This window comes from Chromobacterium sp. Rain0013 (assembly GCF_015291765.1).
Taxonomy (GTDB): domain Bacteria; phylum Pseudomonadota; class Gammaproteobacteria; order Burkholderiales; family Chromobacteriaceae; genus Chromobacterium; species Chromobacterium haemolyticum.
Map to the genome: position 1 here is coordinate 4,740,541 of NZ_CP031514.1, position 13,790 is coordinate 4,754,330.

18 protein-coding genes are annotated in these 13,790 nt (G+C 62.9%); 11 read left to right on the plus strand and 7 right to left on the minus strand.

The annotated features are described in order from the left end of the window. Positions 1-91 precede the first annotated feature (91 nt). The 4 genes from DXT74_RS21685 (at position 92) to DXT74_RS21700 (ending at position 2,634) form a co-directional block, all read left to right on the plus strand. A complete protein-coding gene (locus DXT74_RS21685) occupies positions 92-391 on the plus strand; it encodes a hypothetical protein (protein ID WP_194426973.1) in 300 nt (99 codons plus the stop codon). A gap of 219 nt (positions 392-610) precedes the next feature. Further along, positions 611-1,633 (plus strand): tryptophan--tRNA ligase, encoded by a 1,023-nt coding sequence (gene trpS / locus DXT74_RS21690; RefSeq protein ID WP_081555455.1) that lies wholly within the window; start codon positions 611-613, stop codon positions 1,631-1,633. Between the two features lie 138 nt (positions 1,634-1,771). Further along, the gene (locus tag DXT74_RS21695; protein ID WP_194426974.1) at positions 1,772-2,077 is read left to right on the plus strand and encodes a chorismate mutase; all 306 of its coding nucleotides are present in this window, start codon (positions 1,772-1,774) and stop codon (positions 2,075-2,077) included. Positions 2,078-2,169: 92 nt separating this feature from the next. Next, positions 2,170-2,634: a CreA family protein gene (locus DXT74_RS21700; RefSeq protein ID WP_019101875.1), complete on the plus strand. Its 465-nt coding sequence runs from the start codon at positions 2,170-2,172 to the stop codon at positions 2,632-2,634. Positions 2,635-2,678: 44 nt separating this feature from the next. Here DXT74_RS21700 and DXT74_RS21705 read toward each other — a convergent pair whose 3' ends face one another. The 7 genes from DXT74_RS21705 to mltG are packed head-to-tail and all read right to left on the minus strand — an operon-like array spanning position 2,679 to position 7,739. Continuing rightward, positions 2,679-3,455, minus strand: a complete 777-nt coding sequence (locus DXT74_RS21705; protein ID WP_194426975.1) for an MBL fold metallo-hydrolase — start codon at positions 3,453-3,455, stop codon at positions 2,679-2,681. Between the two features lie 24 nt (positions 3,456-3,479). Continuing rightward, positions 3,480-3,872: a hypothetical protein gene (locus DXT74_RS21710; RefSeq protein ID WP_043592816.1), complete on the minus strand. Its 393-nt coding sequence runs from the start codon at positions 3,870-3,872 to the stop codon at positions 3,480-3,482. A gap of 14 nt (positions 3,873-3,886) precedes the next feature. Further along, positions 3,887-4,657 (minus strand): TatD family hydrolase, encoded by a 771-nt coding sequence (locus DXT74_RS21715; protein WP_043632175.1) that lies wholly within the window; start codon positions 4,655-4,657, stop codon positions 3,887-3,889. A 48-nt stretch (positions 4,658-4,705) separates the two neighbouring features. Further along, positions 4,706-5,080 carry a PilZ domain-containing protein gene (locus DXT74_RS21720; protein ID WP_043632172.1) on the minus strand — a complete coding sequence of 125 codons (375 nt, stop codon included), beginning with the start codon at positions 5,078-5,080 and terminating at the stop codon, positions 4,706-4,708. A gap of 18 nt (positions 5,081-5,098) precedes the next feature. Then, positions 5,099-6,112, minus strand: a complete 1,014-nt coding sequence (locus DXT74_RS21725) for a DNA polymerase III subunit delta' (protein ID WP_081555457.1) — start codon at positions 6,110-6,112, stop codon at positions 5,099-5,101. Continuing rightward, positions 6,112-6,747: a dTMP kinase gene (tmk, locus tag DXT74_RS21730; protein ID WP_194426976.1), complete on the minus strand. Its 636-nt coding sequence runs from the start codon at positions 6,745-6,747 to the stop codon at positions 6,112-6,114. The genes DXT74_RS21725 and tmk overlap by 1 nt, the downstream gene beginning before the upstream one ends. Continuing rightward, entirely contained in the window at positions 6,747-7,739 is a 993-nt protein-coding gene (mltG, locus tag DXT74_RS21735) for an endolytic transglycosylase MltG (protein ID WP_039755172.1), read from the minus strand. Before mltG ends, tmk begins: the two co-directional genes overlap by 1 nt. Positions 7,740-7,937: 198 nt before the next feature. Here mltG and DXT74_RS21740 point away from each other — a divergent pair, with 198 nt between their 5' ends. From DXT74_RS21740 to DXT74_RS21770, 7 genes are all read left to right on the plus strand, one after another. Next, positions 7,938-8,615, plus strand: coding sequence for a DUF3313 family protein (locus tag DXT74_RS21740; RefSeq protein WP_194426977.1), 678 nt, complete (start codon positions 7,938-7,940; stop codon positions 8,613-8,615). 106 nt (positions 8,616-8,721) lie between these two features. After that, positions 8,722-9,402 (plus strand): DUF3313 family protein, encoded by a 681-nt coding sequence (locus DXT74_RS21745; RefSeq protein WP_194426978.1) that lies wholly within the window; start codon positions 8,722-8,724, stop codon positions 9,400-9,402. Positions 9,403-9,459: 57 nt separating this feature from the next. Further along, positions 9,460-10,188, plus strand: a complete 729-nt coding sequence (gene modA / locus DXT74_RS21750) for a molybdate ABC transporter substrate-binding protein (protein WP_043632156.1) — start codon at positions 9,460-9,462, stop codon at positions 10,186-10,188. Next, positions 10,185-10,859, plus strand: coding sequence for a molybdate ABC transporter permease subunit (modB, locus tag DXT74_RS21755; protein ID WP_043632153.1), 675 nt, complete (start codon positions 10,185-10,187; stop codon positions 10,857-10,859). The genes modA and modB overlap by 4 nt, the downstream gene beginning before the upstream one ends. Positions 10,860-11,028: 169 nt before the next feature. After that, positions 11,029-11,292: a hypothetical protein gene (locus tag DXT74_RS21760; RefSeq protein WP_019101887.1), complete on the plus strand. Its 264-nt coding sequence runs from the start codon at positions 11,029-11,031 to the stop codon at positions 11,290-11,292. A gap of 170 nt (positions 11,293-11,462) precedes the next feature. Further along, positions 11,463-12,941, plus strand: a complete 1,479-nt coding sequence (locus DXT74_RS21765; protein WP_194426979.1) for a flagellar filament capping protein FliD — start codon at positions 11,463-11,465, stop codon at positions 12,939-12,941. Between the two features lie 93 nt (positions 12,942-13,034). Beyond that, positions 13,035-13,733, plus strand: a complete 699-nt coding sequence (locus DXT74_RS21770; RefSeq protein WP_043592880.1) for a FadR/GntR family transcriptional regulator — start codon at positions 13,035-13,037, stop codon at positions 13,731-13,733. Positions 13,734-13,790: the final 57 nt, after the last annotated feature.

Below are 13,790 nucleotides of genomic sequence, written 5' to 3' on the forward strand. Positions count from 1 at the left end.
TTTATTATCACTTTTTTACAATTTTGCCCGGAACATATAGCAAGCAGGCGCTCTCAAACAAGCATCTTGATCCCTTGGACCGGGCCCCCCGATGCATATCCTCTCCATCACCGCGCAACTCAAGGCCGCTGCCTCGCCGTTGAGACAAGTGAGCGCGGTCGCCGCCAAGACTGACAGCCGCGCCGCCGCCAGCGACCCGCGCAAGGAAATGGCGGAGTTCGTCGCTCCTCACCCGCAATCCTCCACGACCAACAGGGATGCCGCTTCCCACGGTGAGTCTTTCGAACGGCTGTTGCGTCAAGCTCAGAGCGCGGCCCGAAACAAGAATGTTTCGCCCTATACCGAAGACCTCATGCCGCCGGCCGGCAGCCTGCTGCATGTCCTGGCCTGAAAAGACGCTTGACGCTGCTTTGCTCGCCGTGCTCTGATAAAGCCCATGAACTACGCAACCGCATTCGCATCCTTTTTTTGGTGGTGGCGCCTGAACTAAGGCGGCACCGGCGTTTGCACACCCAAAACCCGGAAGCTGCCGATACGGCGGCATAGGGTTTCCAGCAGTACCTCTCCTCCCCCGGATCGGCAGTTTCCAGCAAGCTCACTGGAGACCAATATGAATCTGGACAACATCACAGCCAAAGACATCATCCTCACCGGCGACCGCACCACCGGACAACTGCATCTGGGCCATTATGTAGGCTCGCTGCGCAACCGCGTGATTTTGCAAGACCGTTGCCGTCAGTTCCTGCTGCTCGCCGACGCCCAGGCGCTGACCGACAATATGGGCAACTATCTGAAGGTACGCGACAATGTGCTGCAGGTGGCGCTGGATTACCTGGCGGTGGGCATAGACCCGGAGAAAAGCACCATCTTCATCCAGAGCCTGGTGCCGGAGCTGACCGAGCTGTCTTCCTACTATCTCAACCTGGTCACCGTGGCGCGGCTGGAGCGCAACCCCACCATCAAGGACGAGATCAAGCAGCGCGGCTACGAGCGCGACATCCCCGCCGGCTTCCTCACCTACCCCGCCGCCCAGGCCGCGGACATCACCGCCTTCAAGGCCAGCATCGTGCCGGTGGGCGAAGACCAGATTCCCATGATCGAGCAGACCAATGAGATCGTGCGCCGCTTCAACGCCAGCGTAGATCAAACGGTGCTGGTGGAAGCGCGCGCGGTGGTGCCGGAACACGGCTCCCGCCTGCCCGGCATCGACGGCAAGGCCAAGATGTCCAAATCCCTGGGCAACACCATTACTTTGTCGGCCACGCCTGACGAGATCCGCCAGGCGGTGAAGATGATGTACACCGACCCCAATCACCTGCGCGTCGCCGACCCGGGCCAGGTGGAAGGCAATGTGGTGTTCACCTATCTGGACGTATTCCATTCCGACCCGGCGCAAGTGGCGGAATGGAAGGATCATTACCGCCGCGGCGGCCTGGGCGACACCGTGATCAAGAAACAGCTGGAGGAATGCCTGCAGGCCTTGCTGGAACCAACCCGCACCCGCCGCGAACAGTACGCGCGCGATCCGGCCGCGGTGATGGAAATGCTGAAGACCGGCACCCAGCGCGCACGCGCGGTGGCGGCCGCCACGCTGGCCGAGGTTAAGGCGGCGATGGGCTTGAACTACTACTGAGAACCTGTTCATCGTCTGCCGCGCTTCAGCGATACGGCGTTGGGAACGACTCCGGCATGCCCATGCGCCACACAGCAGCCTCCGCCTTGTCTCGCCCTAGCTCGCTAGGCTATGAAACCGATTCTGAAAGGCTTTTTAATGGAACAGATCTACCAATGCCAAAACCTGGATGAGGTGCGGGGCCAGATCGACCGCATCGACCGCGCTCTGGTGTCGCTAATCGCCGAGCGCGGCCTTTATGTGCGTCAGGCGGCGGCGTTCAAGCACAGCCGGGACGAAGTGGAAGGCGGCAAACGCGTCGATCAGGTGATGCGTCGCGTCGAGCGTCTGGCCGGCGAACTGGGGGCCGACGCGGAGCTGACCGCGGCGGTCTACCGCACGATGATAGAGTACTTCATCGCCGATGAAATGGCGGTCTTCCGCGCCAAAGCGGCTGGCGATTGAGGCGAAGGCCGGCTTTCCCTACAATCGCTTCCATCCGCTGACCGTCGGCCGCCCTTCCCGGCCGGCGTCTTTCCCGCGGCTGGAGAACACGAATGAACAAGATAGCCCTGTTGCTGCTCGCCTGCCTGGCCGCGCCCGTGATGGCCGAAGAGGTGGGCGAGGTGTCCACCACCTTCAAACTGCTCAGCCCCAACGACAAGGTAGTAGTGGAAGCTTTTGACGACCCGGCAGTGCAAGGCGTGGCCTGCTATATCTCCCGCGCCAAGACCGGCGGCTACAAGGGCGCGCTGGGGCTGGCCAAGGACCCGTCGCGCTTCTCCGTGGCCTGCCGCCAAGTGGGCGCGATCAAGTTTTCGCGGCCGCTGCCCAAGCAGGAGCAGGTGTTCAAGGAAGGCGCGTCCTTCATCTTCAAGCATGTGCGCGTGGTGCGCATCGTCGACGCCAAGCGCAATACGCTGACCTACCTCAGTTACTCCGACAAGCTGATAGACGGCAGTCCGGACAACGCGCTGACCGCAGTGGCGGTGCTGGATCAGAAAATCCCGCTACAGCCCTGAAATAAAAGCGATTGATTATTAACGATTTCTTGACATGACGGGCATCAGCTAAACGGCAGCTCGACGCGCAGGCCGTCATAGCCCACCTCCACGCCGGGCGGACATTCGGCGCTGAGCGCGGCGAACTCCAGCCGATGGGTCATGTGGATCAGCACCGTGCGCGCAGCGCCGATGCGCTTGGCCCAGGCGAAGGATTGGCTCACGCCCAGGTGGGATGGATAGGGGTCGTGGTTCAGGCAATCCAGGAACAAGACTTTCAGTCCTTGCAGCAGGGGCAGGCTGCTGTCCGGGATGTCCGACACGTCGGTCAACCAGGCTATGTCGCCGACGCGCCAGCCGAGGCAAGGCCAGGAGCCGTGTTCCAGCGGCACCGGCGTCAGCGTGACGCCGCCGCAGTCCACCGGCCCGTCCACTTGCTGTGGCAACAGCACCGGCTTGTCCCACATCTTGGACGGCGGCAGCAAGGCGTAGTCGAAACGACGCTTGATGTTGTCCAGGGTGAAGGCGTTGCCGTAGAGCGTGATCGGCCCCTTTTTCACATAACAAAAAGCGCGCAGATCGTCGATGCCGTTCAGGTGGTCGGCGTGCGGATGGGTGTACAACACCGCGTCCACCCGGCTCAGCCCCTCGCGCAGCGCCTGCTGCCGCAGGTCCGGCCCGGTGTCGATCAACAGCCCCTGGCCGGCCACCTTAATGTAGGCGCTGGCGCGGGTGCGGCGATTGCGGGGATCCGGCGAGCGGCAGGTAGCGCAATCGCAGCCTATGGCCGGCGTGCCGGAGCTGGAGCCGCAGCCCAGGATGGTGACTTCAAGCGAGCCCAATGACGTTTTCCAAGTAACAAGACATCAGCGGCAGCGCTCCGGGCGTTCCGCCTTCTCGCGCACCCAGCCGCCGTCGCAACGGACATTCCCGTCCGCGTCTTGCTGGCAGCTGCCGCGCGGCTGCTTGGCGCAATACGGATTGCCGTCCCGCGACAACAGACAGGCGCCGGGGCCGGCGTAGGTGACGCCATTGGCGCGCACCACCCCGCCGCCCGGATACGGCGAGCACAATACGTTGCCGAATTCATCAATCGCGCATTCGCCCTTGCCGCACATCGCCTGTCCGCGCTGCACCAGAGCGATGCCGCCGTCTTCGGAACAATAGCTGCGGCCGTTCAGATTGACGCAATTGGCCCAAGCCTGGGCCGACAACAGGACGGCCAGCAAGGCCAGCCCGGACAGCAAGATTCGCTTCATGCGCTTTCTCCGCTTCAACGACCGGCCTTGGAGAAGAGCCGGAAAAAATTATCGCTGGTGACGCGCGCCACCTCTTCCAGATCGATGCCGCGCAGTTCCGCGATATGCGCGGCCACATGGCGGACGTAGGCCGGTTCATTGACCTTGCCGCGATACGGCACCGGCGCCAGATAGGGCGAGTCGGTTTCGATCAACATCCGTTCCAGCGGTACTTTCTGAGCCACCTCCTTGACCTGCGCCGCATTCTTGAAAGTCACCACACCAGAGAAGGAAATGTAGAAGCCCAGCTCCAGCGCCGCCTGCGCCACCTCCCAGGTTTCGGTGAAGCAATGCATCACGCCGCCGCACACTTCAGCGTTCTCTTCACGCATCAGGCGGATGGTGTCCTCGGCGGATTCGCGGGTATGAATCACCAGCGGCAGGCCCACGCGCTTGGCGGCTCGGATATGGGTGCGGAAGCGTTGATGCTGCCAGTCCAGATCGCCCTTGCACCAGTGGTAGTCAAGGCCGGTTTCGCCGATGCCCACCACTCGCGGATGCGCGGCCAGCGCCACCAGCTCGTCCTCGCTGTATTCTTCCGCCTCCGGATCATCCGGATGCACGCCCACGGTGGCGTACAAATTGCCGTGGCTTTCCGCCAGCGCCAGCACTTGCGGATATTTGGGACGGCTGACGCCGATCACCAGCGCATGGCTGACCTGGTTGGCCTGCATATTGGCCAGCACTTCCGGCATGCGCGCGGCGAGGTCGGGAAAATTGATGTGGCAGTGGGAATCGATAAACATAGTTGCGTCAATCAGACTGCGGCGCGCGGATGCGCGTCGCGAAAACAATCACATGGTATGGGTGGGCCGGCTGGAGTTGAGCACACCGCTGAGCAGGGCCTCGATCTTGTCCTTGGCCTGCTTGCCGGTATCTCCAGCGACGAATTCGACGCCGACGCCCTGCACCCGGCTGTTGTTGGCGCCGGCCGGCGTCAGCCATACCACCTTGGCCTGCACCGCGATGCGCTGCGGGTCGTCCATCAAGGTCAGCAGCAAGAAGACTTCCTCGCCCAGCTTCATTTCCTTGTTGGTGGGAATGAAAATGCCGCCGTGGCGCACAAAGGGCATGTAGGCGGCGAACAGCGCGCTGCGCTCCTTGATGTGCAGGGACAGCACCCCGGGACGGTTGGGGTTGAGGTCCGGGCGAGTGGCGGAAGTATCCATACTTGCTAACCCTCAGTGTCAGGCGGCCTTGCCGCTGGCGAATATCTTGAGATAGTCCATCAGCACCGCCTCCAATTGCAAGCGCGTGTTCAGCGTATGCTGGCCAAACGGCGCCAGTTGGTTGAGCGTTTGCTGACACGCCATCAATTGCGCGATGTCGGCGCGCGCCGACAGCTGCTGCAAGGCGCGCTCCTGATCTGGATAATAGCGGAGCAAACCGGCCAGTCTCAAACTCGCTAGATCATGCAGCCATTTCATCAGCCAGCCGATGGGTAGCAACAGCGGCAGTTTCTGTTTATCCACCGCCTCCGCCAGCTGCAGCACATTGGCGAAGCTGGGTTGGGCCAGCCCTTGAACAAACTGGCCACGCAGCTTGGCCAGCGCCGGATCGTGGTCGAACAGCGGCGCGCCGCCATTGTGGGCCAGCTCCAGTTCGGCGTCGGCCACGCCTTGCTCGCGCAGCCAGGCCAGCGCTTGCGCCTGGTCCGGCCGCGTCAGCGGAAATTGGCGGCAGCGGCTGCGTATGGTGGGCAGCAGGCGCTGGGGCGCATGCGCCACCAGCAGAAACAAGACCTCCGCCGGCGGTTCTTCCAGGATTTTGAGCAAGGCGTTGGCGGCGGCCGGATTCAGGCTTTCCGCCGGTTCCACCAGCACGATGCGCCGGCCGGCGCGATGCGCGCTCAGATGAGCAAAGTCGATCACCTCGCGCACCGCCTCGATTTTGATCACCGGCAGCTTGCGGCTGACCTTCTTGCCCTCCGCGCCCTCCTTGCCTTCTTCGTCCTCATCGCCCAGCGGCGACAAGCGGCGGAAGTCCGGATGAGTGCCGTGCAGATACCAACGACAGGCTTCGCATTCGCCGCAAGGACGGTGGCCGGCTTGGGGGCGTTCGCATAGCAAGGACTGGGCCAGATGTTCGGCGAACTCCAGTTTGCCGATGCCCGCCGCGCCGGTGAACAACCAGGCGTTGGGCAGGCGGTCGCGCTCGGCGTTCAGCCGCGCCCAGTCGCCTTGTTGCCAGGGCAGCAGCATCACGCGGCCTCCAGCAGTTTTTGCAAGCAGGCCGCGATATCCACCTGGATCTCGGCGATGGAACGGCTGGCGTCCAGCACCGCGAAACGCGGCTGGTCGGCGGCGCGCCGCAGATAAGCTTCCCGCACGCGCACGTGGAAATCGGCTTTTTCCTGCTCAAAGCGATCCAGCTGCCGGGTCTTGGACATGCGCTCGGCCGCCACCTCCAGCGGCAAGTCGAACAGCAAGGTCAGATCCGGCTGCAAACCGTGCTGCACCCATTGCTCCAGTTCGGCAATGCGCTCGAAGGGCACGCCGCGGCCGCCGCCCTGGAAGGCGAAGGTGGAATCGGTGAAGCGGTCGGACACCAGCCACTGGCCGGCGGCGAGCGCGGGCTCGATCACGCTGTGCAGCAATTGCTGGCGCGAGGCGAACACCAGCAGGGTTTCCGCGTCCAGCGAGGCCTCGGTGTCCACCGCCAACAGCAGTTCGCGGATTTTTTCTCCCAGCGGAGTGCCGCCCGGCTCGCGGGTGAATACGGCGTCGACGCCGTGTTGCGCCAGCCAATCGCGGATAAAGGTCAGATGGGTGCTCTTCCCGGCGCCGTCTATGCCCTCCAGGCTGATGAAGCGGCCGCGTTGCTGCTCTAGCGCCATTACTGTCCTTTCTTCAAGATGTATTTGCGCACCGCCTGGTTGTGTTCGTCCAGCGTCGCGGAAAAATGCGAGGTGCCGTCGCCTCGGGCGACGAAATACAGGGCGTTGGTTGCGGCCGGATTCGCCGCCGCGTCCAGCGCCGCCTTGCCCGGCAAGGCGATGGGCGTCGGCGTCAGCCCGGCGCGGGTATACGTATTGTAAGGCGTGTCGCGGCGCAGATCAGCCTTGCCTATCTTGCCCTGATACAGGCTGCCCATGCCGTAGATCACCGATGGGTCGGTCTGCAGCCGCATGCCCTGCTTCAAACGGTTGACGAACACCCCGGCCACCATTGGACGGTCGGCGTCTTCGCCGGTTTCCTTTTCGATCAGGCTGGCCATGATCAGCAGTTCGTAAGGCGTGCGGTAAGGCAGCTCCGGCTTGCGCGCCGCCCAGGCCGCCTCCAACCGTTGCTGCATGGCGCTGAAAGCCTGCCGGTACAGTTCTGCGTCTTCTATGCCCGGGCTGAACAAATAGGTGCTGGGAAAGAACAGGCCTTCCGGCTTGGCGTCGCCAAAGCCGAGCCGCCGCATGATCTCCTCGTCGCTCCAGTCCTTGGCGGTGTGCTGGATATCCGGGTTGCGGTCTATCGCCTGACGGAACTGACGGAAGGTCCAGCCCTCGATCACCGTCAGGCTGGCCTCGTCAGGGTGGCCATCGGCCAAGCGGTTCAAGATGTCCAGCATCGATGCCTGGCCGTCGAAACGATACAGACCCGCCTTGATCTTGCGGTCCACGCCTTGCAGGCGGGCCAGGGCCACCATCACCTGGCGGCTGCGAACCACTCCCTCCTGTTCCAGCCCGCGCGCCACTTGGCTCAGGGTGCGGTTAGGCCCCACGGTCAGCTTGTAACCGGCTTCCGGCAAACCAACCGGAATCAGAACCACCCAGGCCAGCCAGGCACAGCCCAGCGCGAGGCACAGCAACATCAGGCGAAACAGTGTTTTCATCATTTGACGGAAAGAATCAGGCAGCGCAGCGGAACGATCGCGCATGATACCAGACAAGCCGGCCTGACCGACATGTCAGGCCTTCCTCCCGCAATCAAGCAAAGTTTGCGCCAAATCAACTGTCCACCTTTCCATTTTGCATAGTTTTGCTCGCGTTCTATACCTGATTAAATGGACTGCTTAAATGATGCGAGTCTTTTCATGAAGCCATTCTTCAATCTGGGATGCGCATTGGTGGCCTGGACGGCGCTGGCCAGATTGGCGGCAGTCCGGCAGACCGACAGGGATTTATGGCGCCTGCCGATGGCAGCCTTCCGGCAAGGCAGGCATGCGCAGCAATTGACTTACCTACAATCGCCCACGGCGCTGAACGACTACCACGCGCTGATCGTGGAACCGCTGTTGCTGCTGAACCGGCAACAGGACGGCGGCTGGCAGTTACTGCAGGCCGCGGAACAAGAAATCGTCAACCAGATCCTGCGCCGCCAAGTGGCCGCGCTGTTGCAAGCCTGGCCGATCGCGCTGACCGACGTCGCCACCCCAGGCGTGCTGCGCTTGCGCATCGCGGTGGCGGCGCGCCAGTCTCGGATCGCCCAAGACAGCCAACCGTTGAGCAGCAGCCACGTGGCCCTGCAGCTGCCTTGCATGGCTTCCAATATAGAACCGTATCTGCAACTGGTGTCCTCGGTGTCTCAATTGGAAGACGCGATGGGACGAGGCGTGGTCGCCGGCGGCGTCACCATGCAGTCACAGGCCGAAACCGAAGCCAGCGACGAGGACGACGGCTGGCGGCAATTGCTGATCCAGGATTGGTCCCCGTTGCTGCGTCAGCAATTGACGCCGACAGCGCGGCACGGCGCGGCCTCGCCTGCGCAATAAACCGCATGACGATAGTCCGCCTCGTCACAAAGTCGCAACAATATCGATGGAACGCCGCTGGGCGGCCGCAGTCCATCTCCCACGCAATCCCCATTGAGCCCGCACGATGAAACCCTTCTTTAAACTCGCCTGCGCGCTGATGGCTTCCGCCTTGCTGGCCAATATCGGTCACGCCGGGGACAAGCCGGAGAATCTGGTCCTGCTGCCCAGCGAAGCCTTCCACCCCAGCCCGGATCATGCCGGCCAGGTGCTCTACCTGCAGCCCGGTGTTGATCTGAAACGCTATCACGGCATCCTGATCGAACCGCTGATCTTTCTGGGCCGCCAAGCGGACGGCCAATGGCAGGCCACGGCGGCGGATGAGCATAACCGGCTCGACGCCTGCTACCGCAACAGCCTGGCCCGGGCGCTATGCCTCGAGGGGCTGCCGGTGGCCGACGCGGCCGGACCGGGCATCGCCCGGCTGCGCGTGGCGGTGGGCGACATGCTGAGGGAACTGGCCGGACCGGATGCGCGGCGGCCATTGCAGGCCTCACTCAATCTGGCCCGCTTCGCCGACGACATCGACCCCTACCTCGCCCAAGTCTCCACCATAGGCCAGCTCGAGGACTCGGAATCCGGATTGCTGCTGGCCGGCGGCGTCAACCTGCTGGGAAAAGAATTCAATCCGGACGACGCGCAACCATTTAACGCGGAGTGGCTGCAACAGCGCGTCGACCTTTGGAGCCGCCATCACGCGCGGCAGATGGCCCAACACTTGGCGGCGGCTACACCGTTTGGGGAGTAGGCTAGCGCCCGGGCTGGCGGCATAATGGTCGCCTCATACCCTGTCAGGAAGCAGACCATGCCGCGCAAAGTCTTGAGCTTGTTGCTGTTGCTGTCCCCGCTGTTCGCCGCCGCCGACACCGTCACCGTGGCGGTCGCCAGCAATTTCCAGCAGACGCTGGACAAGGTCGCGGTGGAGTTCAAGGCAGCCAGCGGCCACGACATCAAGGCTAGCGGCGGCGCTTCCGGCAAGCTGGCCGCGCAGATTCGCCAAGGCGCGCCGTTTGACGTGTTCCTGTCCGCGGACGACGAACGCCCTGCCGAATTGCTGCGCGACAAGATAGGCAAACCCGACAGCCGCTTCACCTACGCCATCGGCAAACTCGCGTTGTGGAGCAAGCAGCGCGACGACGCGGGCGAAGCCGCGCTGCGCGGCGGCAACTTCAACAAACTGGCCATCGCCAACCCGGCGGCCGCGCCCTACGGCCGCGCCGCGATGGAAACCCTGACCGCGCTGAAGCTCGCCGACGCGCTCAAGCCCAAGTTCGTCACCGGCGACAATATCAGCCAGACCATGCAGTTCGCCCAAGTCGGCGGAGCCGACTTCGCCTTCGTCGCTTACGCGCAATTGTTGGAGCAAGGCATCTCCAAGCACTACTGGCTGGTGCCCGCCAAGCTGCATCAGCCCATCCGCCAGGACGCGCTGCTCGTGCGCGACACCCCGGCGGCCAGAGCCTTTCTCGCCTTCCTCAAGGGCGACAAGGCGCGCGCGCTGATCAAGAAAGCGGGCTACGACTTCGCGCAATGACGGCTTCCGAATGGGCGGCCATCGCCCTCACGCTGCGGCTGGCCGCCATCAGCACCCTGATCCTGCTCGTGCTGTGCGTGCCGCTGGGCTGGTGGCTGTCGCGCACGCGCTCCCGCCTCAAACCGGTGATAGAGGCCGGCGCAACCTTGCCGCTGGTGCTGCCGCCCACGGTGTTGGGCTTCTATCTACTGGTGGCCTTCGGCCCGCATGGTCCCATCGGCCAGCTGACCGCCTGGCTGGGCTGGCCCGGCCTCGCCTTCACCTTTCAGGGACTGATCATCGCCTCGGTGCTGTATTCCCTGCCCTTCGTGCTGCAGCCGCTCATCGTCAGCTTCAACGCGGTGCGGCGCGAGGAAATCGAAACCGCGATGATGCTGGGCGCCAACCGCTGGCAGCGGCTGACCCGCGTCATTCTGCCCAGCTGCCGTTCCGGCGTGCTCGCCGCCGCCAGCATGGGCTTCGCCCACACCGTGGGCGAGTTCGGGGTGGTGCTGATGATTGGCGGCAATATCGAAGGGGAAACCCGGGTCATTTCCATCGCGCTGTATAACCATGTTGAGCAGGCGGACTACGCCAGCGCGCACCGTCTGGGGCTATTGCTGGTCTTGTTCGCCTTCTCCACCCTGGCCCTGGTTTATCGTCTCAACGCGCGTCAGCGCCGCTACGACTGAGAACCTGTTCGCGCTTTGACCCCTTGTCGATTTTGCTAACGATACTGATATCTATTGATGCAAGCCGTTACATGACGTCAACAAAATGCAGTGTTCATGCGCTATAACTTGGAGTATCGTTTTTCTCGCCCGTCATGGGACCGACAACCCGCCCTACTAAGGATGAATCATGCGCAAATACCTGATGATCGCTGTTCTGGCCCTGACTTCCGCCAACCTGGCGCTGGCTGACGCCGCCTGCGACGCCAAAGCCGCCGAGAAAAAACTGGCCGGCGCCGCCAAAAGCAGCTTCCTGAAGAAATGCGAGAAAGACGGCGCCGCCGCCAACGCCCAAAAAAGCTGTGACGCCAAAGCCGCCGAGAAGAAACTTGCCGGCGCGGCCAAGGCCAGCTTCGTGAAGAAATGCGTGAAGGACGCGGCCCCGGCCAAGTAAGTCTCCTTCCCGGCGGCCTGTCCGCCGGGACAGCCCGCTCACCGGCAAATCCCTGATTCTTCACCTACACTGAGAGGTGGCAACAGGGATTCTGCGGGTGAGCCATGGCAAACAATATCCTCGGAAATTACAATCCGCTGTTATCGCTTTTCGGCAATAACAATCAACTCTTGAGCGGTTTATTGGGCTCGTCGCCCATTGTCCCGCTCATCCGCAGCGGCAACAGCTCGCAAAGCGCCGGCACCGATCCCAATGTGGTGCTGATTTCCGGGCTGGGCCAATTGCTGTCCAGCCTGAATATCTTCCAGGACAGCCTGCAGCAGATTTATTCCCCATACGCGGTCAACAATTCCATCAGCGGCAGCAGCAGCAACCCGTCGGTGGCCCGCGTTTCCACCGCCGCCGGCGCGCAAAACGGCAATTACAGCGTATCGATCTCGCAGCTGGCGCAGGCGCACAGCGCAGTCACCGCCTTTACCTTGCCGGACACCAGCAGCACCGCGGTGGGCAGCGGCACCCTGACCATCAAGACCGGCAGCTACGCCTACACCTCGCCCACCTCGGCCACCAGCTTCACTCCCAGCGGCAGTTCGGCCACGCTGTCCATCAACAACGGCACGCTGTCCAGCATCGCCACCGCCATCAACGGCTCCGGCGTCGGCATGGTGGCCAATATCGTGCAGAACGCCTCCGGCAATTATCAGTTGCAGATCAGCGCCGCCCAGACCGGCGCCAGCAACAACTTTCAGATCCTGGTCAGCGACAACGACGGCAACAATACAGACCAAAACGGCCTGTCCCGTCTCGCTTTCGACCAAACCCAGGCGGTGGGCAGCGGCCAGAACCTGACCCAGACCCAGGCCGCGCAAAACGCCAACTACCTGATCAACGGCGCCTCCGGCTCCAACGCCGGCAACAGCGGCATCTCCTTGGGCTCCTCGGTGTCGATGGACTTGCTGTCCACCGGCAGCACCAATATTTCAGTCAAGCTGGACCTGAACGGCCTCAACGGACAGGCGCAATCCCTGGCCGACGCTTTCAACACTCTGCAAGGCAGCCTGAACGCGCTGCTGGTCAGCGGCGGCCTGCTCAGTCGCGACCCTATCGCCAAACAATTGGCCAGCAGCATGAACCAGCAGGCCAGCGCCAGTTACAGCAACGGCAGCTCGCTGCTGGTCAAGCTGAACCAGATCGGCCTCAACTTCCAGTATCCGCAACAGTTCGGCCAGATGGGCAGCCTCAGCCTGAGCAACAACAGCCTGCAAAGCGCTTACAGCAGCGACTCCCAAGGCGTGGCCAACCTGCTCTACACCGCCGCCAGGGCATTGAACTGGCTGGCCAATAGCTACGCTTCCTACGGCAACGGCACCATCCCGCAAACCCTGACCGCCTTGCAGAAAATGCAATTCAGTCAACAAATACGACAATCCGCCACTCCGGCTTCCAACACCATTCCCGCCAATCTCTCCTCCTTGACGGTCAATCAGTCCGGCTCCATCCAACTGAGCGCGCAACAGATCAGCGCGCTGTCGCTGTACGCGATGGTCTACTCCCTGGGCGCGCCCTATGCGGTCAGTGCCCAGATTCTGAACAACGGCCTGGGCCTGTCCAACAACAATAGCGGCAACGGCATCTCCACTTATGCTTAAGTAATATTTGCTATTTGTTTTCCACTTAGCATTGTCGGTGCCGTATTGTCCCGTTAAAATTCATCGGATGATTGGATGAATCAGGAGCAAGTCATGTCGGCGCTTCCCTATAAACGCTCGCTAGTCGACATTGCGGTGGAGAACATCGCCAAGCGGCTGGCGGACGGCGATTGGCCGTTAGGCGCGCGCATTCCCACCGAGCCGGAACTGGCGGAACAGTTGGGCGTCAGCCGGAACACGGTGCGCGAAGCCGTGCGGGTGCTGCTCTACGCCGGCTTGCTGGAAGTGCGCCAGGGCGACGGCAGTTATGTGCGCGCCACGGTCAACCCCGGCGACGCCATGCGCGCCATCAGCCGCGCCAGCCTGCGCGAACATCTGGAAGTGCGCTGCATGCTGGAGGAAAACGCCGCGCGGCTGGCCGCCAGCCGCTGCCCGGAAGCGGATCTTAGCGCGATAGCGGACGCGCTCGCGCGGCGTGGAGAGCGGCTGCCGCAGGAGCCTCTGGAAAACTTCATCGAACGAGATCTGGAATTTCATCTCGCCGTCGCCAACGCCAGCGGCAACCAGGCACTGGCGGAACTCTACGCTTATTTTTCGCGCGCGGTGCGCCAACACGTGCAGCAATCCATCCTCGATGAGGCCCTGCCGGACCCTGACCTCGCCGCCCACCACGCCATTTACGAAGCCATCCGGCTGCGCCGGCCAGACGAGGCCGCGCGCGCCGCCGCCGCCATCACCCGCCCCCTGCTGGAGGCGCTGGACCGCTTGCTCAATCGCTCCGCCGCGGCTTGAGCCAGATTCGAGTCGGCCCCCTGGCGCGGGGAGCCCGCTCCGACAACAACAAAAGCG